The 25933-nt window shown below is 66.6% G+C and carries 25 protein-coding genes; 18 read left to right on the top strand and 7 right to left on the bottom strand.

The window, feature by feature from the left end; translation table 11 throughout:
* A partial coding sequence (locus AC07NN_RS09805) for an Ig-like domain-containing protein (RefSeq protein ID WP_494640015.1) occupies positions 1-9058 on the bottom strand: 9058 nt, incomplete at its 3' end.
* Between the two features lie 871 nt (positions 9059-9929).
* Between AC07NN_RS09805 and AC07NN_RS09800 the strand changes: the two genes are divergently transcribed.
* From AC07NN_RS09800 to AC07NN_RS09790, 3 genes are all read left to right on the top strand, one after another.
* On the top strand, positions 9930-10358 hold the full coding sequence (locus AC07NN_RS09800; protein WP_494640013.1) for a DUF2147 domain-containing protein: 429 nt from the start codon (positions 9930-9932) through the stop codon (positions 10356-10358).
* A 7-nt stretch (positions 10359-10365) separates the two neighbouring features.
* The gene (locus AC07NN_RS09795) at positions 10366-11199 is read left to right on the top strand and encodes a helix-turn-helix transcriptional regulator (RefSeq protein ID WP_494640011.1); all 834 of its coding nucleotides are present in this window, start codon (positions 10366-10368) and stop codon (positions 11197-11199) included.
* Positions 11200-11311: 112 nt separating this feature from the next.
* The gene (locus AC07NN_RS09790) at positions 11312-12064 is read left to right on the top strand and encodes a DoxX family protein (protein WP_494640009.1); all 753 of its coding nucleotides are present in this window, start codon (positions 11312-11314) and stop codon (positions 12062-12064) included.
* Positions 12065-12069: 5 nt separating this feature from the next.
* Here the strand turns inward: AC07NN_RS09790 and AC07NN_RS09785 are convergent, their stop codons facing one another.
* From AC07NN_RS09785 to AC07NN_RS09770, 4 genes are all read right to left on the bottom strand, one after another.
* The gene (locus AC07NN_RS09785) at positions 12070-12402 is read right to left on the bottom strand and encodes a hypothetical protein (protein ID WP_494640007.1); all 333 of its coding nucleotides are present in this window, start codon (positions 12400-12402) and stop codon (positions 12070-12072) included.
* Complete coding sequence (locus tag AC07NN_RS09780) at positions 12402-13919, bottom strand: GMC oxidoreductase (RefSeq protein ID WP_494640005.1); 1518 nt, start codon at positions 13917-13919, stop codon at positions 12402-12404. The genes AC07NN_RS09785 and AC07NN_RS09780 overlap by 1 nt, the downstream gene beginning before the upstream one ends.
* A gap of 72 nt (positions 13920-13991) precedes the next feature.
* On the bottom strand, positions 13992-15464 hold the full coding sequence (locus AC07NN_RS09775) for a M56 family metallopeptidase (RefSeq protein WP_494640003.1): 1473 nt from the start codon (positions 15462-15464) through the stop codon (positions 13992-13994).
* Positions 15454-15834 carry a BlaI/MecI/CopY family transcriptional regulator gene (locus AC07NN_RS09770; protein WP_494640075.1) on the bottom strand — a complete coding sequence of 127 codons (381 nt, stop codon included), beginning with the start codon at positions 15832-15834 and terminating at the stop codon, positions 15454-15456. Before AC07NN_RS09770 ends, AC07NN_RS09775 begins: the two co-directional genes overlap by 11 nt.
* Positions 15835-15961: 127 nt before the next feature.
* Between AC07NN_RS09770 and AC07NN_RS09765 the strand changes: the two genes are divergently transcribed.
* A complete protein-coding gene (locus AC07NN_RS09765; protein WP_494640001.1) occupies positions 15962-16540 on the top strand; it encodes a 2'-5' RNA ligase family protein in 579 nt (192 codons plus the stop codon).
* Positions 16540-17220: a DNA alkylation repair protein gene (locus AC07NN_RS09760; protein ID WP_494640000.1), complete on the top strand. Its 681-nt coding sequence runs from the start codon at positions 16540-16542 to the stop codon at positions 17218-17220. The genes AC07NN_RS09765 and AC07NN_RS09760 overlap by 1 nt, the downstream gene beginning before the upstream one ends.
* Here AC07NN_RS09760 and AC07NN_RS09755 read toward each other — a convergent pair.
* Positions 17208-17693 (bottom strand): SRPBCC family protein, encoded by a 486-nt coding sequence (locus AC07NN_RS09755; protein WP_494639998.1) that lies wholly within the window; start codon positions 17691-17693, stop codon positions 17208-17210. The genes AC07NN_RS09760 and AC07NN_RS09755 overlap by 13 nt on opposite strands.
* On the bottom strand, positions 17690-18046 hold the full coding sequence (locus AC07NN_RS09750; protein WP_494639996.1) for an ArsR/SmtB family transcription factor: 357 nt from the start codon (positions 18044-18046) through the stop codon (positions 17690-17692). Before AC07NN_RS09750 ends, AC07NN_RS09755 begins: the two co-directional genes overlap by 4 nt.
* Positions 18047-18188: 142 nt before the next feature.
* Between AC07NN_RS09750 and AC07NN_RS09745 the strand changes: the two genes are divergently transcribed.
* The 13 genes from AC07NN_RS09745 (at position 18189) to AC07NN_RS09685 (ending at position 25805) form a co-directional block, all read left to right on the top strand.
* Complete coding sequence (locus tag AC07NN_RS09745; protein WP_494639994.1) at positions 18189-18536, top strand: ArsC family reductase; 348 nt, start codon at positions 18189-18191, stop codon at positions 18534-18536.
* A gap of 117 nt (positions 18537-18653) precedes the next feature.
* Complete coding sequence (locus AC07NN_RS09740; RefSeq protein WP_494639993.1) at positions 18654-19337, top strand: HAD family hydrolase; 684 nt, start codon at positions 18654-18656, stop codon at positions 19335-19337.
* A gap of 48 nt (positions 19338-19385) precedes the next feature.
* Complete coding sequence (locus AC07NN_RS09735; RefSeq protein ID WP_494639991.1) at positions 19386-19565, top strand: hypothetical protein; 180 nt, start codon at positions 19386-19388, stop codon at positions 19563-19565.
* An 11-nt stretch (positions 19566-19576) separates the two neighbouring features.
* A complete protein-coding gene (locus tag AC07NN_RS09730) occupies positions 19577-19762 on the top strand; it encodes a hypothetical protein (protein WP_494639989.1) in 186 nt (61 codons plus the stop codon).
* 11 nt (positions 19763-19773) lie between these two features.
* Positions 19774-20190: a hypothetical protein gene (locus tag AC07NN_RS09725; protein ID WP_494639987.1), complete on the top strand. Its 417-nt coding sequence runs from the start codon at positions 19774-19776 to the stop codon at positions 20188-20190.
* Positions 20190-20705: an RNA polymerase sigma factor gene (locus AC07NN_RS09720; RefSeq protein WP_494639985.1), complete on the top strand. Its 516-nt coding sequence runs from the start codon at positions 20190-20192 to the stop codon at positions 20703-20705. Before AC07NN_RS09725 ends, AC07NN_RS09720 begins: the two co-directional genes overlap by 1 nt.
* Positions 20702-21010 carry a hypothetical protein gene (locus AC07NN_RS09715; protein WP_494639983.1) on the top strand — a complete coding sequence of 103 codons (309 nt, stop codon included), beginning with the start codon at positions 20702-20704 and terminating at the stop codon, positions 21008-21010. The genes AC07NN_RS09720 and AC07NN_RS09715 overlap by 4 nt, the downstream gene beginning before the upstream one ends.
* 119 nt (positions 21011-21129) lie before the next feature.
* Positions 21130-21522 carry a DUF6249 domain-containing protein gene (locus AC07NN_RS09710; RefSeq protein ID WP_494639981.1) on the top strand — a complete coding sequence of 131 codons (393 nt, stop codon included), beginning with the start codon at positions 21130-21132 and terminating at the stop codon, positions 21520-21522.
* A gap of 32 nt (positions 21523-21554) precedes the next feature.
* Positions 21555-22130 carry an RNA polymerase sigma factor gene (locus tag AC07NN_RS09705; protein ID WP_494639979.1) on the top strand — a complete coding sequence of 192 codons (576 nt, stop codon included), beginning with the start codon at positions 21555-21557 and terminating at the stop codon, positions 22128-22130.
* On the top strand, positions 22123-22503 hold the full coding sequence (locus AC07NN_RS09700) for a hypothetical protein (protein WP_494639977.1): 381 nt from the start codon (positions 22123-22125) through the stop codon (positions 22501-22503). The genes AC07NN_RS09705 and AC07NN_RS09700 overlap by 8 nt, the downstream gene beginning before the upstream one ends.
* A 124-nt stretch (positions 22504-22627) precedes the next feature.
* On the top strand, positions 22628-23455 hold the full coding sequence (panB, locus tag AC07NN_RS09695) for a 3-methyl-2-oxobutanoate hydroxymethyltransferase (RefSeq protein ID WP_494639975.1): 828 nt from the start codon (positions 22628-22630) through the stop codon (positions 23453-23455).
* Positions 23456-23616: 161 nt separating this feature from the next.
* Positions 23617-24378, top strand: coding sequence for a tetratricopeptide repeat protein (locus tag AC07NN_RS09690; RefSeq protein WP_494639973.1), 762 nt, complete (start codon positions 23617-23619; stop codon positions 24376-24378).
* Positions 24375-25805, top strand: a complete 1431-nt coding sequence (locus AC07NN_RS09685) for a PQQ-binding-like beta-propeller repeat protein (RefSeq protein WP_494639971.1) — start codon at positions 24375-24377, stop codon at positions 25803-25805. The genes AC07NN_RS09690 and AC07NN_RS09685 overlap by 4 nt, the downstream gene beginning before the upstream one ends.
* Positions 25806-25933: the final 128 nt, after the last annotated feature.

Genomic DNA, 25933 nt, shown 5'->3' with positions numbered 1-25933 from the left:
AGCCACCGTTGTTCACGTCGCCCAGCACCGGACCCACATTGTCCACGCCCTTGGTGAAGGTCGGAGCGTCCGGAGCCTTGGTGTCAACCGTGGTCGTGCCGTTGGCGCCGCCGCCGGTGTTGCCCTTCAGGTCCTCGTAAGCCGTGCCGAGGGTGACCTTGCCGGTCGTCTCGGTGGCCGCCGTGGCCGTGTAGGTCACGGTGTAGGTGTTGTCGTCGACCTTGGTAAAGCCCGACAGCGTGCCGCCCTCGGCCGTCAGGTCGGCGTCGGTCAGGTTCTGGACGTCTTCCGAGGTCTGGATCGTCACCGTGGCGGTGGCCCCAGCCACGTTCAGCGGCGTCTTGTCGAAGGTCACCGTGGCCGTCGGAGCCTTGGTGTCGACAACCGTCGTGCCCTCGGCGCCCGAGCCGCTGTTGCCCTTCAGGTCTTCATAGCCCGTGCCGAGCGTGACCTTGCCGGTCGTCTCGGTGTTGCCCGAGGCCGTGAAGGTCGCCGTGTACTTGCTGTCGCTGACCTTGGTCAGGGTCGACAGCGTGCCGCCCACGACCGTCAGATCGGCGTTGGTCAGGTTCTGGACATCTTCCGAAGCCTGGATCGTCACCGTGGCCGTCGCGCCAGCGACGTTCAGCGGCGTCTTGTCGAAGGTGACGGTGGCGGTCGGCGCCTTGGTGTCGACCACGGTCGTGCCTTCGGCGCCCGAGCCGCTGTTGCCCTTCAGGTCTTCGTAGCCCGTGCCGAGCGTGACCTTGCCAGTCGTCTCGGTGTTGCCCGAAGCGGTGAAGGTGGCGGTGTACTTGCTGTCGCTGACCTTGGTCAGGGTCGACAGGGTGCCGCCGACGACGGTCAGATCGGCGTTGGTCAGGTTCTGGACGTCTTCCGAGGTCTGGATCGTCACCGTGGCGGTGGCGCCGGCGACGTTCAGCGGCGTCTTGTCGAAGGTCACCGTCGCCGTCGGGGCCTTGGTGTCGACAACCGTCGTACCGCTCGCGCCCGTACCGCTAAGACCGGCCAGGTCTTCATAAGCCGTGCCGAGCGAGACCTTGCCGGTCGTTTCGGTGTTATTCGAGGCCGTGAAGGTGACCGTGTAGGTGTTGTCGTCGACCTTGTTGAAGTTCGTCAGCGTGCCGCCTTCAGCCGTCAGGTCGGCCAGGGTCAGGTTCACGACGTCTTCCGACGTTTGGATCGTAACGGTCGCGGTCTTGTTCGTGCCGTTCAGGACCGTCTTGTCGAAGGTCACGGTCGCCGTCGGAGCGGTCGTGTCCACGTTCACGACGTAGGAGGACGATTCCGAGCCGGTGTTGCCAGCGTCGTCGGTCGCCTTCGCGGTGAAGGTATGCGCACCTTCGTTCAGGCCGCTGCCGGGCGTGAACGACCAGTTGCCGCCGTTGCTCGCCGTCGTCGTGCCGATCGACTTACCGCCGTCATAGATCGTGACGGTGGCGCCCTTCTCGGCCGTGCCCCACAGAGTCGGCGTGGTGTCGTTGCTGTGGCCGTTGGTGGCGACGTCGCCCTTGTTGGGGTTCTCGTTGTCGACCGCCTTGGTGATCACCGGGGCGACCGGAGCCTTGGTGTCGATCGAGACGGTATCCGAGGCGCTGGAACCGTTATTGCCCTTCAGGTCCTGATAGCTCTTGTTGGCCAGCGTGACCTTGCCGGTGGTCTCGGTGTTGTTCGAGGCGGTGAACAGGACCGTGTAGGTGTTGGCGTCGACCTTGGTGAAGGCCGACAGATCGCCGCCATCGGCGTCCAGGTCGCCAAGGGTCAGGTCCTGGACGTCTTCCGAGGTCTGGATGGTGACGGTCGAGGTCTTGCTCGCCACGTTCAGGCTGGAGGCGGCGAACGTCACGGTCGCCGTCGGGGCCTTCATGTCGGCGGTCAGGGTCGGACCGTTGGCCGACTTGCCCAGGTTACCGGCCAGGTCGGTATAGCTGTCGGCCTTCAGCGACATGGTCGCCGAGCCTTCGTAGCCGCTGTTGGCCGTGAAGGTCGCCGTATACACGCTGCCCGAGCCGCTCAGGTTGCTGAGCGTGCCGCCGACGACGTTGAAGTCGCTCAGGGACAGACCGTCGACCGATTCCGAGAAGGTGATCGTCAGGGTGGTGTCGACGTCGGCAAGGTTCAGGATGCCGTCGGAGTCGCCGACCTTGAGCGTCGCCGTCGGGGCCGTGGTGTCGACCTTCACGTCGTAGGTCGACGACTTGCTGCTGACATTGCCCGCAGTGTCGGTGGCCGTGACCTGGAAGCCGTACGAAGCCTCGCCGAGCGTGCCCGTCGTGAACGACCACTTGCCCGAGTTGTCGGCCGTGGTCGTACCTAGCGAAGTCGAGCCGTTATAGATCGTGACGGTCGAGCCCTTCTCGGCCGAGCCGCTGAGGGTCGGGGTGGTGTCGTTGGTCGAGCCGCCGTCGGCCACGTTGGTCGTGACCGGCGGGACGTTGTCGGCGACGCCGGTGATCGACGGTGTGTTCGGCGTGTCGGTGTCGATGCTGATGCTGTTGTTCGTACCGACGCCCGTGTTGCCCACGCTGTCCTGGTAGTTCGTGCCGAGCGTGATCTTGCCCGTGCCTTCGGTGTTGCCGTCGGCCGTGAATTTCACGGTGTAGGTGTTGGCGTCGACCTTGGTGAAGTTCGACAGCGTGCCGTTCGTCGCCGACACGTCGGAGCTCGTCAGGTTCACGACGTCTTCCGACGTCTGGATCGTGACGATCGTGCTGTTGCCGGCGACGTTCAGAGAGGTCTTGTCGAACGAGATGGTCGCCGTCGGGGCCTTGGTGTCGACGACGATGGTGTCATTGGCGCCGACGCCGGTGTTGCCCTTCAGATCCTCGTAGCCCGTGCCCAGCGTGACCTTGCCGGTCGTCTCGGTGTTGGGCGAGGCGGTGAACTTCACGGTATAGGTGTTGGCGTCGACCTTGGTGAAGTTCGACAGCGTGCCGCCCTCCGCCGTCAGGTCGGCGTCGGTGAGGTTCTGGACGTCTTCAGACGTCTGGATGGTCACCGTCGAGTTGTTGTCGCCGAGGTCGGCCACGCCCTGGTTGAAGGTCACCGTGGCGGTCGGAGCCTTGGTGTCGACGACCGTCGTGCCGTTGGAGCCCGTACCGGTGTTGCCGGCCAGGTCCTGATAGCCCGTGCCGAGGGTGACCTTGCCGGTCGTCTCGGTGGCGGTCGAGGCCGTGAAGGTGGCGGTGTATTTGCTGTCGCTGACCTTGGTCAGGGTCGACAGGGTGCCGCCCACGACGGTCAGGTCGTTATTGTCGAGGTTCTTGACGTCTTCCGAGGCCTGGATGGTCACCGTGGCGGTGTCGCCGGCCTTGTTCAGCAGGGCCTTGTCGAAGGTGACGGTGGCGGTCGGAGCCTTGGTGTCGACGACGGTCGTGCCTTCGGCGCCCGTACCAGTGTTGCCCTTCAGGTCTTCATAGGCCGTGCCGAGCGTGACCTTGGCGGTCGTTTCGGTGTTGCCCGAAGCGGTGAAGGTGGCGGTGTACTTGCTGTCGCTGACCTTGGTCAGGGTCGACAGCGTGCCGCCCGTAGCGGTCAGGTCGGCGGACGTGAGGTTCTTGACGTCTTCCGAGGTCTGGATCGTCACCGTGGCGGTGGCGCCGGCGACGTTCAGCGGCGTCTTGTCGAAGGTGACGGTGGCAGTCGGAGCCTTGGTGTCGACGACGGTCGTGCCTTCGGCGCCCGCGCCGGCGTTGCCCTTCAGATCCTCGTAGCCCGTGCCGAGGGTGACCTTGGCGGTCGTCTCGGTGTTGCCCGAGGCGGTGAAGGTCGCCGTGTACTTGCTGTCGCTGACCTTGGTCAGGGTCGACAGCGTGCCGCCGACAACGGTCAGGTCGCTGTTGTCGAGGTTCTGGACGTCTTCCGAGGTCTGGATCGTCACCGTGGCGGTGGCGCCAGCCACGTTCAGCGGCGTCTTGTCGAAGGTCACCGTGGCGGTCGGAGCCTTGGTGTCGACAACCGTCGTGCCCTCGGCGCCCGAGCCGCTGTTGCCCTTCAGGTCTTCATAGCCCGTGCCGAGCGTGACCTTGGCGGTCGTTTCGGTGTTGCCCGAAGCGGTGAAGGTCGCCGTGTACTTGCTGTCGCTGACCTTGGTCAGGGTCGAGAGCGTGCCGCCGACGACGGTCAGGTCGCTGTTGTCGAGGTTTTGGACGTCTTCCGAGGCCTGGATCGTCACCGTGGCGGTGGCCCCAGCCACGTTCAGCGGCGTCTTGTCGAAGGTGACGGTGGCGGTCGGACCCTTGGTGTCGACGGCGACGGTGTTGTTGTTGCCTGTGCCGGTGTTGCCGGCCAGGTCTTCATAGCCCGTGCCCAGCGTGACCTTGCCGGTCGTCTCGGTGGCGGCCGAAGCGGTGAAGGTGGCGGTGTACTTGCTGTCGCTGACCTTGGTCAGGGTCGACAGGGTGCCGCCCACGACGGTCAGGTCGGCGTCGTCGAGGTTCTTGACGTCTTCCGAGGTTTCGATGGTCACCGTGGCGGTGTCGCCGGCGATGTTCAGCGAGCTCTTGTCGAAGGTGATCGTGGCGGTCGGAGCCTTGGTGTCGACGGCGGTCGCGCCTTCGGCGCCCGCGCCGGTATTGCCCTTCAGGTCTTCATAGGCCGTGCCGATGGTGACCTTGCCCAGCGTTTCGGTATTGCCCGAGGCGGTGAAGGTGGCGGTGTACTTGCTGTCGCTGACCTTGGTCAGGGTCGAGAGCGTGCCGCCGACGACGGTCAGGTCGGCGTCCGTCAGGTTCTGGACGTCTTCCGTGGTCTCGATCGTCACGGTGGCGGTGGCGCCGGCGACGTTGAGCAGGGGCTTGTCGAACGTGATGGTGGCGAAGGGGCCCACGGTGTCGACGACGACCGTGCCTTCGATGCCCGTACCGGTGTTGCCTTTCAGGTCCTCATAGCCCGTGCCGAGGGTGACCTTGCCGGTCGTCTCGGTGGCCGCCGAAGCGGTGAAGGTGGCGGTGTACTTGCTGTCGCTGACCTTGGTCAGGCCCGACAGGGCGCCGCCGACGACCGTCAGGTCGGCGTCGGTCAGGTTCTGGACGTCTTCTGAGGTCTGGATGGTCACCGTGGCGGTGTCGCCAGCGACGTTCAGGACCGTCTTGTCGAAGGTGATGGTGGCGGTCGGAGCCTTGGTGTCGACGACGGTCGTGCCTTCCGCGCCCGCGCCGGTGTTGCCCTTCAGGTCTTCATAGCCCGTGCCGAGGGTGACCTTGCCGGTCGTCTCGGTGTCGCCCGAAGCCGTGAAGGTGGCGGTGTACTTGCTGTCGCTGACCTTGGTCAGGGTCGACAGCGTGCCGCCCACGACCGTCAGGTCGCCGTTGTCGAGGTTCTGGACGTCTTCCGAGGTCTGGATCGTCACCGTGGCGGTGGCGCCGGCCACGTTCAGCGGCGTCTTGTCGAAGGTCACCGTGGCAGTCGGAGCCTTGGTGTCGACGACAGTCGTGCCTTCGGCGGCCGTGCCGGTGTTGCCCTTCAGATCCTCATAGGCCGTACCGAGCGAGACCTTGGCGGTCGTCTCAGTGTCGCCCGAAGCGGTGAAGGTGGCGGTGTACTTGCTGTCGCTGACCTTGGTCAGGGTCGAGAGCGTGCCGCCGACGACGGTCAGGTCGGCGTCGGTCAGGTTCTGGACGTCTTCCGAGGTCTGGATCGTCACCGTGGCGGTGGCGCCAGCCACGTTCAGCGGCGTCTTGTCGAAGGTGACCGTGGCGGTCGGAGCCTTCGTGTCGACGACGGTCGTACCTTCGGCGCCCGAGCCGGTGTTGCCCTTCAGGTCTTCATAGCCCGTGCCGAGCGTGACCTTGGCGGTCGTCTCGGTGTCGCCCGAGGCTGTGAAGGTCGCCGTGTACTTGCTGTCGCTGACCTTGGTCAGGGTCGACAGCGTGCCGCCGACGACGGTCAGGTCGGCGTCGGTCAGGTTCTGGACGTCTTCCGAGGTCTGGATCGTCACCGTGGCGGTGGCGCCAGCCACGTTCAGCGGCGTCTTGTCGAAGGTGACCGTGGCGGTCGGAGCCTTCGTGTCGACGACGGTCGTACCTTCGGCAGCCGTGCCGGTGTTGCCCTTCAGATCCTCATAGGCCGTGCCGAGCGAGACCTTGGCGGTCGTCTCGGTGTTGCCCGAGGCCGTGAAGGTGGCGGTGTACTTGCTGTCGCTGACCTTGGTCAGGGTCGAAAGCGTACCGCCCACGACGGTCAGGTCGGCGTCGGTCAGGTTCTTGACGTCTTCCGAGGTCTGGATCGTCACCGTGGCGGTGGCGCCAGCCACGTTCAGGGGCGTCTTGTCGAAGGTGACCGTGGCGGTCGGCGACTTGGTGTCGACGACGGTCGTGCCTTCGGCAGCCGTGCCGGTGTTGCCCTTCAGATCCTCATAGGCCGTGCCGAGCGAGACCTTGGCGGTCGTCTCGGTGTTGCCCGAAGCGGTGAAGGTGGCGGTGTACTTGCTGTCGCTGACCTTGGTCAGGGTCGACAGCGTGCCGCCCACGACGGTCAGGTCGGCGTCGGTCAGGTTCTTGACGTCTTCCGAGGTCTGGATCGTCACCGTGGCGGTGGCGCCTGCCTGGGTCAGCGGGGTCTTGTCGAAGGTGACCGTGGCGGTCGGGGACTTGGTGTCGACGACGGTCGTGCCGTTGGCGGTCGTACCGGTGTTGCCCTTCAGGTCTTCATAGCCTGTGCCCAGCGTGACCTTGCCGGTCGTTTCGGTGTCGCCCGAAGCGGTGAAGGTGGCGGTGTACTTGCTGTCGCTGACCTTGGTCAGGGTCGAGAGCGTGCCGCCGACGACGGTCAGGTCGCCGTTGTCGAGGTTCTTGACGTCTTCCGAGGTCTGGATCGTCACCGTGGCGGTGGCGCCGGCCTGGGTCAGCGGGGTCTTGTCGAAGGTCACCGTGGCGGTCGGGGCCTTGGTGTCGACCGTCAGCGTGCCGTTGGCGGCCGTACCGGCGTTGCCGGCCACATCCTCGTAAGCCGTGCCGAGCGAGACCTTGCCGGTCGTCTCGGCGCCGGCCGTGGCGGTGAAGGTGGCGGTGTACTTGCTGTCGCTGACCTTGGTCAGGGCCGACAGCGTGCCGCCCTCGACGGTCAGGTCGGCGTCGGTCAGGTTCTTGACGTCTTCCGAGGTCTGGATCGTCACCGTGGCGGTGTTGCTGGTCGCCGTCAGCGTCGACTTGTCGAAGGTAATGGTGGCCGTCGGGGCCGTGGTGTCCCCCGCGAGAACAGTGACGGTGAAGGAGTTGCTGCCCGAGCTCTTGTTGCCGTAGCCGTCGAGCTTGTAGGCGGTCAGGACGTGCGTGCCGGCCGAGAGGGTCGGGGTCGTGAACGACCAGTCCGTACCCCAGGTCCCGCCGCTCGTCGTCTGGCCGAGATAGGTCGAACCGTCCCAGATCCCGATCGTATCGGAAGCCCAGGTGTCGAAATCGATCTCGCCCGTGATCGTCGGGGTCGCATCGTCCGTCGTGTCGCCGCTCTTCAGGTTACCCTTGCTGGAGCCGACATTGTCGGCGACCTCGGTGATCGTCAGGTTCTGGTTGCTGGGGCCGGTGATGTCGACGGCGTAGTCGAACGTGCTGCTGGCGACGCCCTTGGCCCCATACGAGTTGACGACATAGGCGATCAGATTGTGGTCGCCCGAAGCGAGCGTCGGCGTGGTGAACGTCCACGCGCCGCCCGTGACGGTCGCCGTGCCGAGGAGGGTCGAGTCGTCATAGACAACGACGGTGTCGCCCGCGACAGCGCCCGAGACCGTGCCGTTCAGCGTCAGCGTCTGGTCGTCGCTGGTCCCGTTGTCGTTGATCGTGCCGGTATAGATGCCGGCGTCATCGGTCCCGTTCGTGATCGTCACCGTGCCGGCAGGCGTGGCGTTGCTGTACTTCAGGCTGAACGTGGACGAGTCGAGGCTGACATTGCCGGCGGCGTCCGTGGCCGTGACCTTGAAGGCGTTGGTCGTGTTGTTGGTCAGGGTCGGGGGCGTATAGCTCCAGTTCCCCGAGCTGTCGGCCGTCGTCGTGCCCAGCAAGCTCGCGCCATTGTAGATCGTGACGGTCGAGCCCTTCTCGGCCGTGCCGCGCAGGTTCACCGAGTTGTCGTCGGTGGTCGCCGCGGTCAGAGTCCCGGTGTTCAGGCCGACATTGTCGTCGTAGCCGGTGATCGTCGGGGCGCCCGGGGCTGCGGTATCGACGGTGACGTTGGTGGTCGAGGAGTCGATGGTATTGCCGGCCGCGTCGGTGGCGTTGACCTTGAAGGCGTAGGAGGCGCCGTTGGTCAGGCCCGAGGCGCTATACGTCCAGGCCGTGCCCGTGACGGTGGCGTTACCCAGGAAATTGGCGCCGTTGTACACCTTTACGGTCGAGCCGGCCTCGGTGACACCGCTTAGCGCCAAGGTGGTGTCGTTGGTGTAGCCGTTGTTGCTCACCACACCGGTTTTGGGCAGTTGATCATCGGTGACGACGAGCGTCGGGGCGGTGATGGTCGTGTCGACGGTGACGGTGTGTGTGGCGGACGTCGCCACATTGCCTGCGGTGTCCGACACCGTGGCCTTGAAGGCGTACGTCGTGCCGTTGCCGAGGGTGCTGGTGGTGTGGGTCCAGACCCCTGAACCATTTGCGGTGACGGTAGCGAGGAGATTGACGCCGTCATAGACCTTGACAGACGCGCCATTTGCCGCCGTGCCCGTCAGGACGAGCACGGTATCGTTGGTCGAGCCGTTGTCGGCGACATTGCCTTGGATCGGATCGACGTTATCGGCGACGCTGGTGATCGTGGGCGTAGTGGGGGGAGTCTTGTCGATAATCAGGGAAACCGACTGGGTCGTCGCGCCCAAGCGCGCGGCGGACACCGTATAAGTGCCATCGGGCAAGTTCTTGATGGTGTCTTCGTCGGCGGTGCTTAGCGACCACGAGCTGCCGGCGGACGCGGTAAACGTACCCACCGTGGTTCCGCCCGAGTTTTTCACGGTCACGGTCACATTGCCGCTGCCGCTACCGGAGCCATTGGAACTACCACCGACGGCGATGCTGCCGGCTGCTTCGGTCGCGTTGAGCGTGTTGTCACCCGCGATAGCGCTAAGCGTGAAAGCCATCTCAAATTCCCCTCAAGGTCGCCGCCGTGGGCGCTAGTCCCGCGCCCCACCGGCGCCGTTGAATTTCGCGGCCTCCCGTTCCCGTCCCAGAAGGGAACAGTGAGGCTTGTGATCACGGACGTAGAGCAACAGACGTGCCCCACGCCGCGCGCGTCGCGGTCACTCGGATAAGTTGCGGTTGGGCAGGGCTGTTAAGATCGCCCCCGTCTTCGGCGTCGCGGGTCGGAAAGCGTGAAAACACACGCTCCACGACTGTTAGCGGTCGCCTGACCCCCATACCCCAACGACCGTTCGACACGATCGACGAGCAGCGTTCTTTAAGCGCGTGTTAGCAACTAGGCAAGGATAAATTTTTACCCGACGTTAACCATATTCGTAATTGTGATAATATGCACATTCAAGTTGTCTACTATCTCGAAGTCATTCTTCGTTCCGCGCGCAGGTAGTGAAAGTTCAATTGTTTACTCTTGCTGATTTGTGCTTTTGGAATCCGTGACAAGTTAAGCTTTTTCTTCCTGGTGAAATCATACCAAGTCGAACTGTGACAGTTCATTGATACCTATAAGCTTTACTATATTCGAATCGGCTTCGGTGTGGTCTGCGAGGGCGCGCAAGTCTCTAATTTCCACACGCGTGAGTGGTGACGACCGGTCAGGCGGCATGGAATTGAAAAACAACTGACGGGTGTATTGCGGGGCGTGTTTTCTCGCGCGTGCAGGGAGCGTGGGGTGAACCTTGCCGTTCGCCTCAATTCCGACGGCTTCACTCTGTCACTGCGAACGTCTAGCCTCGCGCTCCAGTGAGCGTCGCCGACGAGAGAAGGACGGCCGGAATGAGCCGAAGGAAGTCTAGCGGTTCGGGTTTAGCCCTGGTGGCGCTGGCGTTATGGGGCGCGGCTGGCGCCGCGTTCGCCGATCCCGCGCCGGCGCGGCCGAACGATATCTACGGCGTCTGGCGCAATCCCAAGGGCAGCGTCCACATCGAGATCAAGCCGTGCGAGAGCCGCACCTGCGGCTATGTCGTCTGGGCCAATCCCGACGCGCGCGCCGACGTGAAGAAGAAGAACAACCAGGACCTGGTCGGCATGCAGCTGCTGCGCGACTTCTCGGCGTCCGACCCGAACGAATGGAAGGGCCGCGTTTACGTGCCCGACCTGGACATGACCTTCTCGGGGCAGGTGCGCCTCCTGGATCGCGCTTCGCTGCGGGCCAAGGGCTGCCTGCTGCCGAACTTCCTCTGCAAGTCACAGGTCTGGACGCGGGTCGACACGGCCTCGGGGCCGAGCGGCCGGGCGCTCTGAGGCGATCATGAGCGGGGCAGGGGGCGAGCGGGAATTTCGGGTCGAGATCGACGGCCCGGTGCTGGCGAGCCGAGGCGGGCTCTACGGCGCGGGCGACGTCCGCTGCGCCGCGCCGGCCCAGACCCTGGCCCAGCACCGCTATGCCCGCTCGGCCATCGGCGCCGTGGTGTCGGGCCAGTTCGGCTACATGACCCCGGGCGGCTCCTCCGAAGTCTCCGAGGGCGCCATTATTCTAGGGAACGCCGACGAGCACTTCGGTTGCCTGCATCTGGACAATAGAGGCAACCGTCGGGCCGTCCTGGCGCTGGACGAAGTCCTGATGGCCGAGCTCGCCGAGGACCTGCGCGCCGACGGTGGCTTCGCGATCGCCGCTATCGGGCCGGGACGCGCCTCGGCGCCGCTGTACGGCGCGATCCGGCGGCTGGCGCGCGATCCGCTGCCTCAGGAAGAGAGTGTGATCACGGTGACGGCGGCCGCGCTGGCCCTCGGGCGGCGAGTCCGCAAGCGCGACGGCAGCCGGGCCGATCATCGCCGCGTGCGCGAGGTGGCCGGCGAGATCCAGCGCCGCTACGTCGAGCCGCTCCCCCTGGCCGAACTGGCCGCGAACGCGGGCCTGTCGCGGTTCCACTTCATCCGCGCCTTCCGCGAAGTGACCGGCGAAACGCCGCGTCAGTACCAGATCGGAGTCCGCCTCAGGGCCGCCGCCGACCAACTGCTGGACACCAAGGCGCCGATCACGACGATCGCCCTGAACGTCGGCTTCAACGACCTCTCGTACTTCAACCACACCTTCCGCGACGCCTTCGGCCAATCGCCGCGCGCCTGGCGTCGGGCCGCCTAGGCCACCGCAACAAACCCCAAGTTCGGCCGCCTCGCGCCTGCCACCTTGCCTGGACCGAGGTTCCAGGGAGCTGGCAGGGATGAAGGTTGTGGGCAGGGCTATTCCATACGCATTGGGCGCACTGGTTCTGGGCGTACTGGGCCTGATCTCCCGCGATTTCGCCTTCCAGTGGCAGCCCGTGCCGGATGACGTTCCTCTCCGGTCCGGGCTGGCCTGTGTCTCCGCCAGCGCGATGCTGCTGGCCGCCATCGCGGCGGTCTGGCCGCGCTGGGCGCGGGAAGGGCGGCTGGTTCTGGCCGTGTCCTTCGGTCTTTGGGCCGTGCCCCTACACGGCCTCCGCATAGTCGCGCACCCCGCCGTGGTCGTCGAATGGCTGGGACTTGCCGAAAGCGCGACGATGGCGGCAGGCGGCGTCGCCCTCTACGCCCTGACCCTCAAGGCGGGAGACCGGCGACGCCGCCTGACACTTTCGAGCCGGATGGTGTTCGGCGTCGCCCTGCTGATCTTTGGCCTGTCGCACTTCGTCTATCTGGACTTCACGGCCCAGATGGTGCCGGCCTGGCTGCCGGGACGCACGGGCTGGGCGGCGGCGACGGGGGCGGGGCATGTGCTGGCGGGCCTGGCCTTCCTGTCGAACCGAGGCGTGAAGGCGGCCGGGCCGGCAATCACCGGCATGATGGGAAGCTTCGTCGTGCTGCTGCACATCCCGCGCGTGATCGCCACGCCCGACAGCCGCATGGAGTGGACCATGACGGCGGTGGCCCTGACCCTGACGGGCGCGGCTTTCGCCCTTTGGCGGCTGAACGTCGAGGCGACCGAGGCCGCTCCGACGCCCGCACTTCTACCAGCCCCGGCCAGCCGATGACCGGCCTAAGGCTGGCCTTCCAGCGACAGCAGTCCCATGAGCGCGCCCTCGGTGTCGGACAGTCGCCAGCCGCGATAGGCGAACACCGCGCCCTTGCGGAAGTCGGCGACGGCTTGGTCGCGAAGGCGGGGCAGGGCGGCCAGGCCTCGCCCGGCCGGGAACAGGCGCTTGTTCAGGACGGCGGCGGTGGCGGCCGGGTTCTGCTCGCGCCAGGCCTTGCCGATCCTCTGGACGGCGGCGGGATCGAGGCCGGCGAAGACCGCGTCCGGCGCACGAGCCAGGGCAGGCGTGGCGGCTAGCGCGACAAGCGCGGCGAGGAGGTCGCGACGAGAGGTCATCAGGCGGCTCGCATTTCGGACTTCAGGTGATCGGCCAGGCGCATGACCAGGGCCAGCAGCGTCAGGGTCGGGTTGGCGATGCCGGAGGTCGGGAAGACCGAGCTGCCGGCGACATAGAGGTTCCGGGCCTCGTGCAGGCGCAGATCGGCGTCGACCACGCCCTTCTTCGGATCGGCGTGCATCCGCGTCGTGCCCATGTGGTGGCGCGACGCGCTGGAGAGGCCCAGGAGCTTGCTCCGCTCGATCGACCAGCACATCCGGCCTTCGCCCGAGGCGCCGAGGGCGTCGGAGAGACCCGCGACGGACCGTTCGAGGTCGACATAGTCCTTCTCGCCATAGACCCAGCTCAGGCGCACGCGGGGCATGCCCAGAGGGTCCTTGTTGTCCGGATCCAGGGTCACGCGGCTTTCGGGATTGGGAAAGTGTTCGGCCATGGCGAAGTAGCCAAGCAGTTGCGGCTCCTTCTGGCTCGCGGCGACCTTGCCCACTGTGCGCGTGTCGGCGCCGACCGCCGTGTCCGCGCCTGAAAAGTTGGCGCGGAACAGGGTGGCGGTGAAGTTTCCGGTTCTCATGCGCTTCTGGGCGGGAAGACCCGAGCCGATCACGCAGTGGGCCGCCATGCGCCTGGTGGGCGCATACAGGTCCATCGGCGCGGTGCGCGCGATCGCCACGGCCGTGCCTTCGTTCTGGCTGTCGCCATCGTTGGAATAGGTGACGTGTCCCTGGAAGAAGCGACCCACCAGGTCGTTGCGGTTGCCCAGGTTGTCCGAGGCCAGCAGCAGGCGGACGTTCTCGATGCCGCCCGTCGCCAGGACGTAGCGCTTGGCGTTGGCCGTATGGCGCTTGCCGTCCAGGCAGGCGACGTCGAGGCCGATCACCTGGTCGCCCTCGCGGCGGACCTTCACGACGTTGGCGTAGAGATAGACGGTGATGTTCGCCGCCTCGGCGAACTTGGTGCGGAAGGCGTCGAAAGCGGACTTGTCCGAGCCGCCCGAGAACTTCGAGAACTCGCGCGGGGCCGGAAAGAAGCCGTCGGTGGGATCGAGGGCGAGGGGCTGCAGGCTGGCGTCGGCCGAGGCTGGGCGTTGCAGTGGGAAGCGCGGGATCTCCAGCAGGTCGCAGGCCCGGTCGTAGTAGGTCTGCATCTGCTCGCGGGTGACGGGCCAGCCGCTGTGCGGAATCCACGCGCGTTCGGCGAAGTCGGCCGGGTCCAGCGGTGCGCACTTGCCGCCCCAGACGTGGCCGGAGCCGCCCAGCGCCCTGACCCGCGACTGGACCGGATAGTTGTCGAAGGGCCGATCCGGATTGCCGGGCGCCTTCTGGACGCCGGAGCCGGCGTAGAGGGCCTGGTTCTCGGGGTCGATCTCCAGGCCGCCGCTCTCCAGGATCGCGACCTTCAGCGGCCCGCCGGCCAGTTCCTTGGCCAGGGCGATGCCGGCCAGGCCGCCGCCGATGATGACCAGATCGGCCTCGATCGGGCTGGCATTGGGCAAAGTTCGGGCGTCGATGATCGCCATCGTTGAAAAACTCGCTGATTTTAAAGGGGAAGTTCGGGTGGGGCGCGGTCTTTGCCGCGCTCCTGGCGGGCTCTAGCCGCGCGCGCCCCGGCTCTTCAGGTAGCTTACGACCGCGCCGTGGCCGTTCTTCTGGGCCATGCCCAGGGGCGAGCGCATCTCGCCGGGATTGGCCTGGACCGCGCGGTTCACGTCCGCGCCGCGCTCGACCAGGTAGGTGACGACGGCCAGGTTGCCGCCGCGCGAGGCGTTGATCAGCGGGGTCTCGTCGCCGGGGACGAAGGACTCCACATTGGCGCCGCGCTCGACCAGGGCCCGGACGATGTCTAGGCGGCCGATCAGGGCGGCCTGGATCAGCGGGTCGCCGTCGCCGCGCACGGCCAGGCTGGGATCGGCGCCGGCGGCCAGCAGGGCTTGGACGATATCGGCCTGGCCGGTGCGGGCGGCCTCGATCAGCGGCGCGCCGTCGCCGGGGACCACGGTGTTCACATTGGCGCCCAGGGCGATCAGTTCACGGACGGACGCCGTGTCGTGCTCGCGGACGGCGTCGAAGAGCGGGCGGCCCAGGTGGCGGGCGACGGCGCGCTTGGCCTGTTCGGGGGTCTGCTGGACGACCTCCGGCGGTTGGGCGGCCCAGGCGGCGACGCCGGCCGAGAGGCTCAGGATGGCGACCGCGGCGGCGCCGGCCAGATGACGGCGACGATTGGCATGATGGTGGGCGAGCATGGTGAAGCGCTCCTTCAATTGCTTGTTGGCGGAAGCCGGCCAATGGCAGCCCAGCGGCGGGGCGCAGGCGGCCAGCTGGGTCTTCAGCATGGCCTCGCCATAGGCGCGGCGGGTCTTGGGGTGACGAGCGAGGACGGCGGCGTCGCAGGCGATCTCCTGATCGACGCGCAGGGCGGCCGCGCCCAGGTGAATGAACGGGTTGAACCAGAACAGGCACTGCAGGCCGGTGACGACGGCGTTGATCTGGGCGTCGCCGGCGGCGAGGTGGTTCTGTTCGTGCGCCAGGATCAGGGCCTGCTCCTCGGCGGTGAACTGCTCGGCGAAGTCGGCGGGCAAGACCACGCGCGGGGCCAGGGCGCCGATCACGGCGGGGCCGACACCGGGACGCTCCGACCACAGAGGACCGTTGTCGCCGGCGCCGGTGAGCTTGCCCAGCGAACGAACAAACCGCCGCTGGCGCTCGGCCTGGATCACCAAGGCGCCAAGGGCGACGAGGACCCAGAGCCCCAGCAGAGCTTCTCCGACCGGCAGGCTGCGCAGTTGGCGCGGCGCTGGCTTGAGGAACGGCGCGGGCGGCGTGGGCGCTGGCGCCTGGGCTTGCGCGACGGCGGCCGGCTTGGCCGCGACCGGAGCAGGCTGGACGATCGTCCGCGCCGGGATCAGCAGGGCCAGGATCGACAGCGGAACGACCAGCCACAGGGCATAGGCGCTGCGGGCGCCGAACGCCTTACGGACCGGCCTGCGCAGGACCAGGACCAGCAGCACCGCCGCCGCCATGGCCAGATTGGCTTCCAGCAGGAAGAGGATCAGATCACTGGTCATCGATCTTCTCCAGCAGGCGGCGAAGTTCCGCGACGTCCTCGGGGTTCAGCTTCTCGCGCTTGGAGAAATGGCTGACGAGCGGGGCCAGTCGGCCGTCGAACAGGCGGTCCAGCAGGCCCTGGCTCTCGGAGTCGACATAGTCCTCGCGACCTACCAGCGGCCGGTAGAGGAAGCGGCGGCCGTCCTTGTCGGCGGCGATCGCGTTCTTCTTCAGCAGGCGGTTGAGCAGGGTCTTCACCGTGCCTTCAGCCCAGCCCTGTTCCTTGGCCAGGATGGCGAGCACGTCTTCGGCGGCTTTCGGGCTGTCGGCCCAAAGCACCTTCATGACTTCGCTCTCGGCGGCGCTGATGCGTTGCGGGTTCGTATCCATGCTCTGACGATTACGCACGTAAACGATCGCGTCAAGTCAACGATTACGCATGTAAACGAAATGTAATGCGGCGGTTGGAGGGAAAGGCGAAGCGGCGTAATCCTGGCGCTCAGAATGGAGGAGCAGGATGGCCGAGACGCTGCAGATGGGCCTGCCGGGCTTCGACCCGCCGACGCCGACCGATCGGCTGATGTTCCTGCTGTATCCGGACCTCACGACCGCCGAGCGGATCGCGCGGGAAGCCCGGCGGCTGAAGGAGCTCCTGAACCTGCGCGGCGCGCCGCTGCTGACGGACCGCTTCCACATCACTCTGCATCACCTGGGCGACTATGTGGGCCTGCCCAATGACATGGTGACGAAGGGCAAGCTGGCGGGCGGAGCCCTTCAGGTCGCGCCGTTCGAGGTGGGCTTTGATCGGGCGGCGAGCTTCGCCAACCGCCCAGGCAACAACCCCTTCACCCTGCAAGGCGGGGAGGGCGTCGAGACGTTGATCGATTTCCAGAAGGCGTTGGGCCTGAAGATGGCGGGCGCCGGTCTCAAGCCCGACAAGAGCTTCCTGCCGCACATCACGCTGCTCTACGACGGCCAAGTGGTCCCGGCCCAGGCGATCGAGCCGATCCGCTGGACGGTCGACCGCTTCGTCCTCGTCCAGAGCAAGCTGGGCCAGACCCAGCACATCGTGCTTGGCGAATGGACGCTCGGCTGATGACGACCGCGGCCGAGGTCCTGGCGGAGCTGGAGGCGCTGGGCAGCGACAGCCATCGCGAGGGCATGGCCCGCTACGCGATCACCTATGAGAAGGCGTTCGGCGTGCCGGTCGGCCAGCTGCGCGCCTTGGCCAAGCGGCTGGGGCGCGATCATCAGCTGGCTCAGGACGTCTGGGATACGGGCTGGTACGAGGCCCGCCTGCTGGCCGGCATGGTCGACGATCCCAAGCTGGTCACGCCCGACCAGATGGACGCCTGGCGCGTCGACTTCGACAGCTGGGCGGTGACCGACACGATCTGCTTCGACCTGTTCGACCGCACGCCCCACGCTTTCGCCAAGATCGACGAGTGGTCGCGGCTGAACGACGAGTTCGGCAAGCGCGCGGCCTTTGCGCTGCTGGCCTGTGTGGCCCTGCATCGCAAGGATGTCGGTGACGAGGTGTTCCTCGAACGTCTGCCGATGATCGAGGCGGCGGCTACCGACCCTCGGAACTTCGTCAAGAAGGGCGTGAACTGGGCGCTGCGGGCGATCGGCTCGCGCAAGAGCCCGGTGCTGAAGGCCGCCGCCCTGGACGTCGCCGCGCGGTTGGCGGCGACGTCGGACCCCACGGCCCGCTGGAACGGCAAGGACGCCTTGCGTCAGCTGACCAAGGCCAGGAAGACCTCTCAGGCGGGCTGAGCGATCTCCTCGAGCAGTGTGTCGAGGCCGCTGTAGCCGGCCTCCATGCCGTCCAGCATCGGGGTGGCCAGGGCCTGGGCGCGGCCCTCCGCTGAGGCGTACTGGATCGTCATGGTCATGGTGGTGACGCCGCCGCTTTCGGTCAGCAGGGTGGTGATCCGCGTGCGGCCGCCGGTCCAGTCCTCGTCGAAGATCTCCTCGTGGACGGTGCGCTCAGGGGCTTGGACTTCGAGATAGACGCCGCCCATGCCCATGTCGACGCCAGCGGTGTTGCGCCAGACATAGCGGAACTTGCCGCCCGGCCGCAGGTCGATCTCGCAGACCGGCATGGTCCAGCCGGGCGGGCCCAGCATCCAGCGCTGCACCAGGGCCGGTTCGCCGAAAGCCTGGAAAACCAGGTCGCGCGGCGCGTTGAAGGTGCGGGTAACGATCAGGTCGGTGTCGCCGGATTGCGCGACGGTCAGCTTGCTCATGGAGCGTCTCCTTCTTTCTTTCGTTGGGCTTTCAGGTCCTCCAGGACCTGGTCGAGTTCAGTGAAACGGGTCTCCCAGAAGGCGCGGTAGGCCTCCAGGAAGGCGGCGGCTTCGGCCATCGGCTGGGCCTCCAGTTTGCGGGGGCGGCGCTGAGCCTCCTTGCCGCCCGAGATCAGGCCGGCAGTCTCCAGCACCTTGAGGTGACGCGAGATGGCCGGTTGGCTCATGGCGAACGGCTGGGCCAATTCGCTGACCGTGGCCGGCCCCTGGGCCAGCCGGGCGATGATCGCGCGGCGGGTCGGGTCGGCCAGGGCGGCGAAGGTGCTGTCGAGGCTGGCGGTTGCAGGGCTCATATATAATCTACTTGTTATGTAATGAATTGGTTATGGATGCGATCGAGCCTGCCGTCAAGCGGTTGGCGACGGCTTGGCGCTCGGCTAGGGCAGGGGAGACGGCGCGGCCTGGATTCGCGCTCGCCTCCAGGAGCGCGCCCGCATGACCGCCACGATGTACGGCATCAAGAACTGCGACACGGTCGCCAAAGCTCGAAAGTGGCTGGAAGCGCATGGCCAGGCCTACGACTTCCACGACTACAAGGCGGTCGGCATCGACCGCGCGCGCCTCGAAGGCTGGGTCAAGGAGTTCGGCTGGGAGACCATCCTCAACCGCGCCGGCACGACCTTCCGCAAGCTGGAAGAGGCCGACAAGCAGGACCTCGACGCCGACAAGGCCATCGCCCTGATGCTGGTCCAGCCGTCGATGATCAAGCGGCCGATCCTGGACATGGGCGACCGCCGCCTGGTGGGCTTCAAGCCGGACGCCTACGAGAAGGCGCTCGGCTAAGCTACGAATTGTCCACGCTTTCCGCCGGGCGATGAGCGAAGTTTAAGACGACAACTTCCGACGGATCAGTCTATCACTGGACAGAAGGTCCGCTTAGGGCGGGCGACTAGGGGTCCAATGGGGAGCAGTCTGCGCGTGGGGGACGCCGTCTCGCGGTACGAGTTGGTCATCTTCGACTTCGACGGCACGCTGGCCGACAGCGCGGCGTGGATGATGCGGGCCGTCAATCCGATGGCGCGCCGGTACGGCTTCAAGACCGTCACCGACGAAGAGATCGAGATGCTGCGTGGTCGCAGCACCCGCGAGGTGATCCGTTATCTCCGCGTCTCGCCCTGGAAGCTCCCGCTGATCGCGCGCGCCGGCAAGAAGCTGATGGCCGCCGACGCCCACACCATTCCGCTGTTCCCCGAAACCTCCAGGATGCTGCGCGCCCTGCACGAGGCGGGCGTGAAGATCGCGGTGGTCAGCTCCAACAGCGAGCAGGTCATCCGCCGGGTTCTCGGCCAGGAGCTGGGCGACCTGATCAGCCTCTATGCCTGCGGCGCGTCGCTGTTCGGCAAGGCCCGCAAGTTCAAGCAGGTCACGCGCCAGGGCGTCGCCCGCGACAAGATCATCTGCATCGGCGACGAGACCCGCGACATCGAGGCCGCGCGCGCCGTGGGCCTGGACTGCGGCGCCGTCGGCTGGGGCTACGCCAAGCCCTCGATCCTGGCCCAGCACGGCCCGACCGTGTCGTTCAATTCGATGTCCGAAATTATTTCGTACGTCTCTGCATCCAAGGTCGCGGTCGGCGGCGACTAACCTTCGAAAGCGCGAATGATCGCGCCCTCTATTCGAAGGGACTGACCGATGACCGACCTGTTCCGTGACTTCTGGTGGCTGCTGTTCCCGATGGGAGCCATGACGCTGGGCGCCTTCCGTGCCTGGCTGGACTATCGCGCCCGCCGCGAGGTGGTGGAGGCTCTCCGCGAACTGGCTCAGGCCGGTCGCGACGCGCCGGCCGCGCTCGTCGGCCAGCTGGCCCGCTGAGGGAGGACGCGATGACCATCGAAATCGTCCGCAGCGCCTGGTGGCTGATCTTCCCGCTCAGCTGGTTCGTGTTCGCCGGCTACCAGAGCTGGCTGAAGGCCGCGGCGCGCCGCGACGCCCTGGAAACTCTGAAGACGTTCGCCCTGGCCGGCCGTGAGCCGCCCGCCGAACTCGTCGCCAAACTCAACGCTCGCTAAGGGAGGATCCGATGTCCGAGGACATGTTCCGTCAATTCTGGTGGCTGATCTTCCCGCTCAGCTGGTTTGTGTTCGGGGCTTATCAGAGCTGGCTATCGTATCGCGCCAACCGCGAGACGCTGGACCTGATCAAGACCTATGCCGCGTCGGGCCGTGAACCGCCGCCCGAGCTGCTGGCCCGCCTCAACAAGCGCTGGCACGGCGACGACGAGGAGCGTGACGAGCGCCCGCGCTATCGCCGCCGTCGCGAGCGGTCCTGGTACCAGGTGGTGCTGTTCGGCCTGCTCAGCTGCGGCTTCACCGTCGCTGCGGCGACCGACATGTACGGGGCCGGCGAGGCTTTCGTGATCGCAGCCTTCGTGCTGGGGGCCCTCTGCGCGGCGACGCTGGTGCAGGTGATCATGGACCAGAAAGGTCCGACCATCTGATGGAAGCCGCGCTCGTCAGACAGGCGCGCGCGGGCTCCCAGACCGCCTTCGCGCGGCTGGTGGCGATCCACGAGAAGCCGCTGCGGGGGTTTCTGCGCAAGAGTGGCTGGATCGACGCCGACGACATCGCCCAAGAAGCCTTCGTGGCCGCCTGGGCCGGGCTTTCCAAGCTGCGCGAGGACGAGGGCTTCCGGGCCTGGCTCTATGGCGTGGCCTGGAAGAAGGCTCTTTCCCAGCGGCGCGGCGCCCAGCGCGCGGCCGCCCGGGACGAGGCCTGGCGGGGGGAGCAGGAACTGGAGGCGGCCGCCGAGGTCGGGACCGAGGACCGCATGGCTCTCGAAAAGGCCCTGGCGACGCTTCCCGAGGATCAGCGCGCCTGCGTCACGCTCTGCCTGGGGCAGGGCTGGTCGCACGCCGAGGTCGCCGACGCCCTGGGGCTTCCCCTGGGCACCGTCAAATCGCATGTTACCCGTGGCCGTGAGCGGCTCCTGGCTGTTTTGGGAGGTTCCCAATGAACCTGGACGATCAACTCTCCGCCTTCCTGGGCGAAACGCCCAAGCAGAGCCGCGCCGACGTCTTCAGCGCCGAGGTGATGAAGCGTGTCGAGCGCCAGGTGTTCTTCGATCGCCTGACGACGGCCGCCGCCGGAGCGGTGGTGTTCGCCCTGGTGCTCTGGGCCTGCTCTCCGGTGCTGAACCTGGCCGTGTCCATGCTGGCCCCCAACCTCGCGCCGATCGCCGCGATCGCGGCCTTCGTCGGCGCCATCCTGGTGGCCGGCGGCCCCACGGTCTGGAAGCGACTGGGCCTGTCGTTCGGCTGATTTTCCGCCTTACGAAAGTTTCATGGCGGAAGGCGCCTCCAAACGGCGCCTCGAAAGCCTCTTACCAGTGAAGGCGGCGCGGGGGCGTCGTCGCAACAACCTGATTGGAGGGTTTCAAAATGGAAGACCTTATTCCGCTCACCGCCATCACCATGCCGTTCCTGATGGTCATCGCCATCGTCGTGGTCCCTGTCTACCTCAAGAGCCGCGAACGCCGGGAAATGCAGGCCACGATCCGCACGGCGATCGACAAGGGCCAGCCGTTGCCGCAGGAGCTGATCGACGCGATGACCAAGGAAGTCCGCCTGCCGGCCACCGCGCTGCGCGACCTGCGCTCGGGCGTGATCTGGCTGGCCGTCGGCCTCGGCATGGGCGTTCTGGGCGCCATGATCGGCTATCATGAGAGTGAGGCGCTGCATCCGGTACTCGGTATTGCGGTTATCCCGACCATGATCGGCTTGGCGCTGATCGTCCTCAGCTTCTTCAATCCCAACAAGGAACCGCGGGTTTAACGCGGGAAAGCCTTGGGAGGGGCTGAAATCCGATGGGCATGGAACGCCCGCCAACCGGTCACGATGTCGAGCTCGCCGCTCTCGCGGCGGCGGGCGACCGACGGGCCTACGGGGAGCTGGTGCGTCGGCACGGCTCGGCCGTCCGGGGTCTTCTGAGACGCCTGGGCGCCGACTCGGCCACCGCCGACGACCTGGCCCAGGACGCCTTCATGACCGGCTTCGAGCAGGTGACCGAGTTCCGTGGGGACGGGACGTTCGGCGCCTGGATCAAGAAGATCGCCGCGCGGCTCTATCTGAAGAGGGTGAAGCGGGAGGCCCGCCTGATCTTCTCAGACAATGTCGAGCCGCTGGAAGAGGTTACGGTGCGCGACGCGACGGGAGACGCCGCCAGCCGCATCGACCTCGACGAGGCGTTGAAGGTTCTGTCACGGGGCGAGCGTCTGTGCGTTTCGCTCTGTTACGGGGCCGATTGGTCTCACGCGGAAGCGTCCGAGGCCTTGAACATCCCGATCGGCACGGTCAAATCCCATGTCAAACGTGGTTTGGACAAACTTCGGGCGAAACTCGCCCGACCCGAGGAAGGCGCGAGGAGGGAGGCTCATGGCTGAACCCGATTTCGAAGCGCAACTGAGCCGCCTGTTCGCAGAAGCGCCGTCGTTCCCGGACGCGGCGTTGTTCAACGCGCAGGTCGAGGCCAAGTTGGATCGCGGCTGGGCGATGCGGCGGATCTTCATCGCCGTGGCCGGCGGTGTGGCCGGCCTGTTCGCGGCGTTCCAGCTGCTGAGCAGTCGCTTCTCCACCGAGGTCTCGCAGTTGTCGCGCAACAGCGGCCACAACCTGCAGACCGAGATCGACGCAGGCGTCGCCAAGTTCAACGCCGTGCTGACCACGCCGGCCAGCGCCGAGGCGATGTGGCTGGCGGCCGGTCTGGCGGTGGTGGCCTTGGCCTTCGCTGTCACGCGAGCGGTCGAAGAGCTCTAGAAAAAGCGGGGTTCGTCGTGTCCGAGAGGCATGGCGAGCCCCGTTATCACTGTTCATGTTGCAGTGCGGCGCGATCCGGCCCACAAACGGCGCCCAAAAGTGCGTCTTTAGGGAAGGCTCGCCATTGTCCGCTCATCGTGAAGAGACGGTCCGCCGTCTGGCCGCCCCCGACATCACCGCGCGCAAGGGCGGCGAGCCCATCGTCTGCCTGACGGCCTACACCGCGCCCGTCGCCGCGGCGTTGGATGACGCCTGCGATCTGCTGCTGGTCGGGGATTCGGTCGGCATGGTCGTCCACGGCCTGCCCAACACCGTCGGCGTCACCATGGAGATGATGATCCTGCACGGTCAGGCGGTCATGCGCGGCTCGAAGAAGGCCATGGTCGTCGTCGACATGCCTTTCGGCTCGTACGAGGCCTCGCACGAAGAGGCCTACGCCAACGCCGTGCGGATCATGAAGGAGACCGGGGCCCAGGCCGTGAAGGTCGAGAGCGGCCCGACGGTGCCCGAGACCATTGCCTACCTGACCCGTCGCGGCGTGCCGGTGATGGGCCATGTCGGTCTGCGCCCCCAGGCCGTGCTGCTGGAAGGCGGCTTCAAGGCCAAGGGTAAGGACGAGGCCGGTCGCGCCAAGGTTCTGGAAGAAGCCCGCCTGACCGCCGAAGCCGGCGCTTTCGCCATTGTCGTCGAGGGCGTGGCCGAGAGCCTGGCCCGCGAAGTGACCGAGGCCGTGTCGGTCCCGACCATTGGAATCGGCGCCTCGGCCGGCTGCGACGGCCAGGTGCTGGTGGTTGACGACATGCTGGGCCTGTTCGACTGGACGCCGAAGTTCGTCCGTCGCTACGCCGATCTGAAGAACCAGATCGAGCGCGCCGCCGCCGAATACGCCCGCGACGTCAAGAACCGCAGCTTCCCGGGCGAGGCCGAGACCTACTACGCCAAGAAGGCGTAAAAGCCTGTTCCAGCGGGCGTTGCGGCAGCGCGCGGCACACTATAGGTTCGCCGCCTCGGCGAGCGGCCCTCCGCCCGCCACAATCTGTCGTAAACCAGCGACGTCGGCCATGTTCGGGCGCGACGTCCCAGGGCTGCCCGCCCGTTTCGGAGCCTCGTTTCGTGGTCGATGTTTTTGACGAAGTCGAAGAGCAGCTTCGATCGGAGCGCTATCGCACCCTCGCGATGAAGTCGCTGCCCTGGGTGGGCGCGGTCGCGGCGGCCGTTGTGATCGGCGTCGGCGGCTACTGGGGCTGGAATTCCTATCAGACCAACCAGGCCAACAAGGCTTCGGAAGGCTATCAGGCCGCGCTGGAAACCGCGCAGAAGCAAGGCCCGGCCCAGGCTTTCGGCCAGTTCAAGACCGTCGCCGACGGCGGCGCTAAGGGCTACAAGTCCCTGGCCCTGCTGCAGATGGGCGACATCCGCCTGGAAGAGAACAAGACCAAGGAGGCCGTCGCCTATTTCGACGAGGCCGCCAAGGCCGCGCCGAGCCCGCTGCTGGGCGATCTGGCCCGCCTCAAATCCGCCTTCGCGCTGATGGACACCGCCTCGTACAAGGATATCGAAGCGAGGTTGACGCCGTTGGCGGGGGAAAAAAGTCCGTATCGCGTGCACGCCAAGGAAGCCCTGGCGTTCGCCAAGCTGCAGGCCGGTGACGTCGCCGGCGCGCGCGCCGGCTTCGTGATCCTGGCCAACTCGCTGGACGCCAGCGCTTCGGAAGAAGTGCGTCAGCGCGCCCAGGCCGCCATGCAACTGATCGACTCGGGTACGGCCAAGGACTTGACCGCCGCCGTGAAGGCCGCCGTCGCCCTGCCGCCGACGCCTCCGATGAGCCAACTTCCCGTCGCCGGCCCGCAAGCCGCCCCCGCCGCCGCCCAATGAGCCGTCTGATGATCTCCAAGCGTTCCGTCGCCCTGGTCGCGCTTATGTCGGCGACCGTGGCCGTCTCCGGCTGCTCGACGGTGTCCAAGCTCAATCCGTTCGGGGGCAAGGACAAGAACAAGTCCACGGCCAGCCAAGGCCAGCGCATCTCCGTCATCGCCTTCGATCAGAAGGTCGAGGCCAACGAGACGCTGAAGGGCGCCGACTTCTTCCTGCCGGATCCGGTCGCTCAGGCCGAATGGCGTCTGCCGGGCGGCAACGCCGAGCAGTCGATCGAGCACGTCGCCGCGGGCAAGGACTTCCAGATCGCCTGGAAGAAGGGCTTCGGCAAGAAGAGCGCTCGCCAGTTCCATGTCACCGCTCCGCCGGTGTCGGCCGACGGCCGCATCTACGTCATGGACGGCGTCGCCGACGTTGTGGCGCTGGACGCCAAGACCGGCTCGACGATCTGGCGTAAGGACCTGCGTCCGGCCGCCGGCCCGTCGATCAAGGGCGGTTTCCTGGGCCTGATGCCCAAGAAGAACGACCGCCTGGGCTTCGGCGGCGGCGTCGCCGTCGGCGCGGACAACAAGCTCTATGTCGCCTCGGGCTTCCGCTTCGTGGCTCAACTGGACGCCGTGAGCGGCAATCTGGGCTGGACGCAGCAGACCTCGACCCCGATCCACGGCGCCCCGACGGTGGTCGATGGCCGGGTGTTCGTCGTCTCGACCGACAACGAACTGCTGACCTACAACACCGAGAACGGCGTGCCCGGCTGGACCTATCAGGCCCTGAGCGAGCCCGCCCGCATCCTGTCCGCCTCGACCCCCGCCGTCAGCGGCGACACGGTCGTCTCGGGCTTCGCCTCGGGCGAACTGGTGGCCCTGCGCGCCGCCAACGGCAACGACCTGTGGAGCGAGGCCCTGAGCCGCGCCAGCCGCACCAACGCGCTGTCGGAAATCCGCGACATTCCGGGCCGCCCGGTGATCTACAAGGGCGACGTCTTCGCCGTCAGCCACTCGGGCGTCTTCGCCGCGACCGACCTGCGCACCGGCCAGGCCCGCTGGAGCCTGCCGGTCACCGCCATCACCACCCCGTGGGCCGCCGGCGACGTCGTCTATGTCGTCGACAAGGCCGGCCAGGTGATCTGCGTCTCGCGCGAGAACGGCTCAGTCTACTGGATCCAGGACCTCAACAACACCGAGGCCCTGTCCAAGAAGCAAAAGAAGAAGCGCGCCAAGCACCCGATCCTGTGGTCGACCCCGATCCTGGCCAATGGCCGCCTGATCACGGTGTCCAGCACCGGCGAGGCCGTGGCCCTGAACGCCAAGACCGGCGCCAAGGAAAAGACCCTGAAGATCGGCGCTCCCGTGCTGATCAACCCGATCGCGGTCGGCGACATGATCTACCTCGTCACGGACGAGGCCGAACTGGTCGCCATCCGCTGATCAAGGCGGGCTTTGCGGCCCGCTCGACAACTTGAAATGCTCTTGAGCCCGGGTCCGCGAAAGCTGGCCCGGGCCTTCGCTTTTTCCGCAGCCTTTTGCGGGAAAGGTAAAAATCGACTACTGGACGC

Source organism: Caulobacter sp. GW821-FHT09H08 (genome assembly GCF_059415885.1).
The sequence above is the reverse complement of the archived record's forward strand: the minus strand, read 5'-3'. Positions and strand labels throughout refer to the sequence as shown.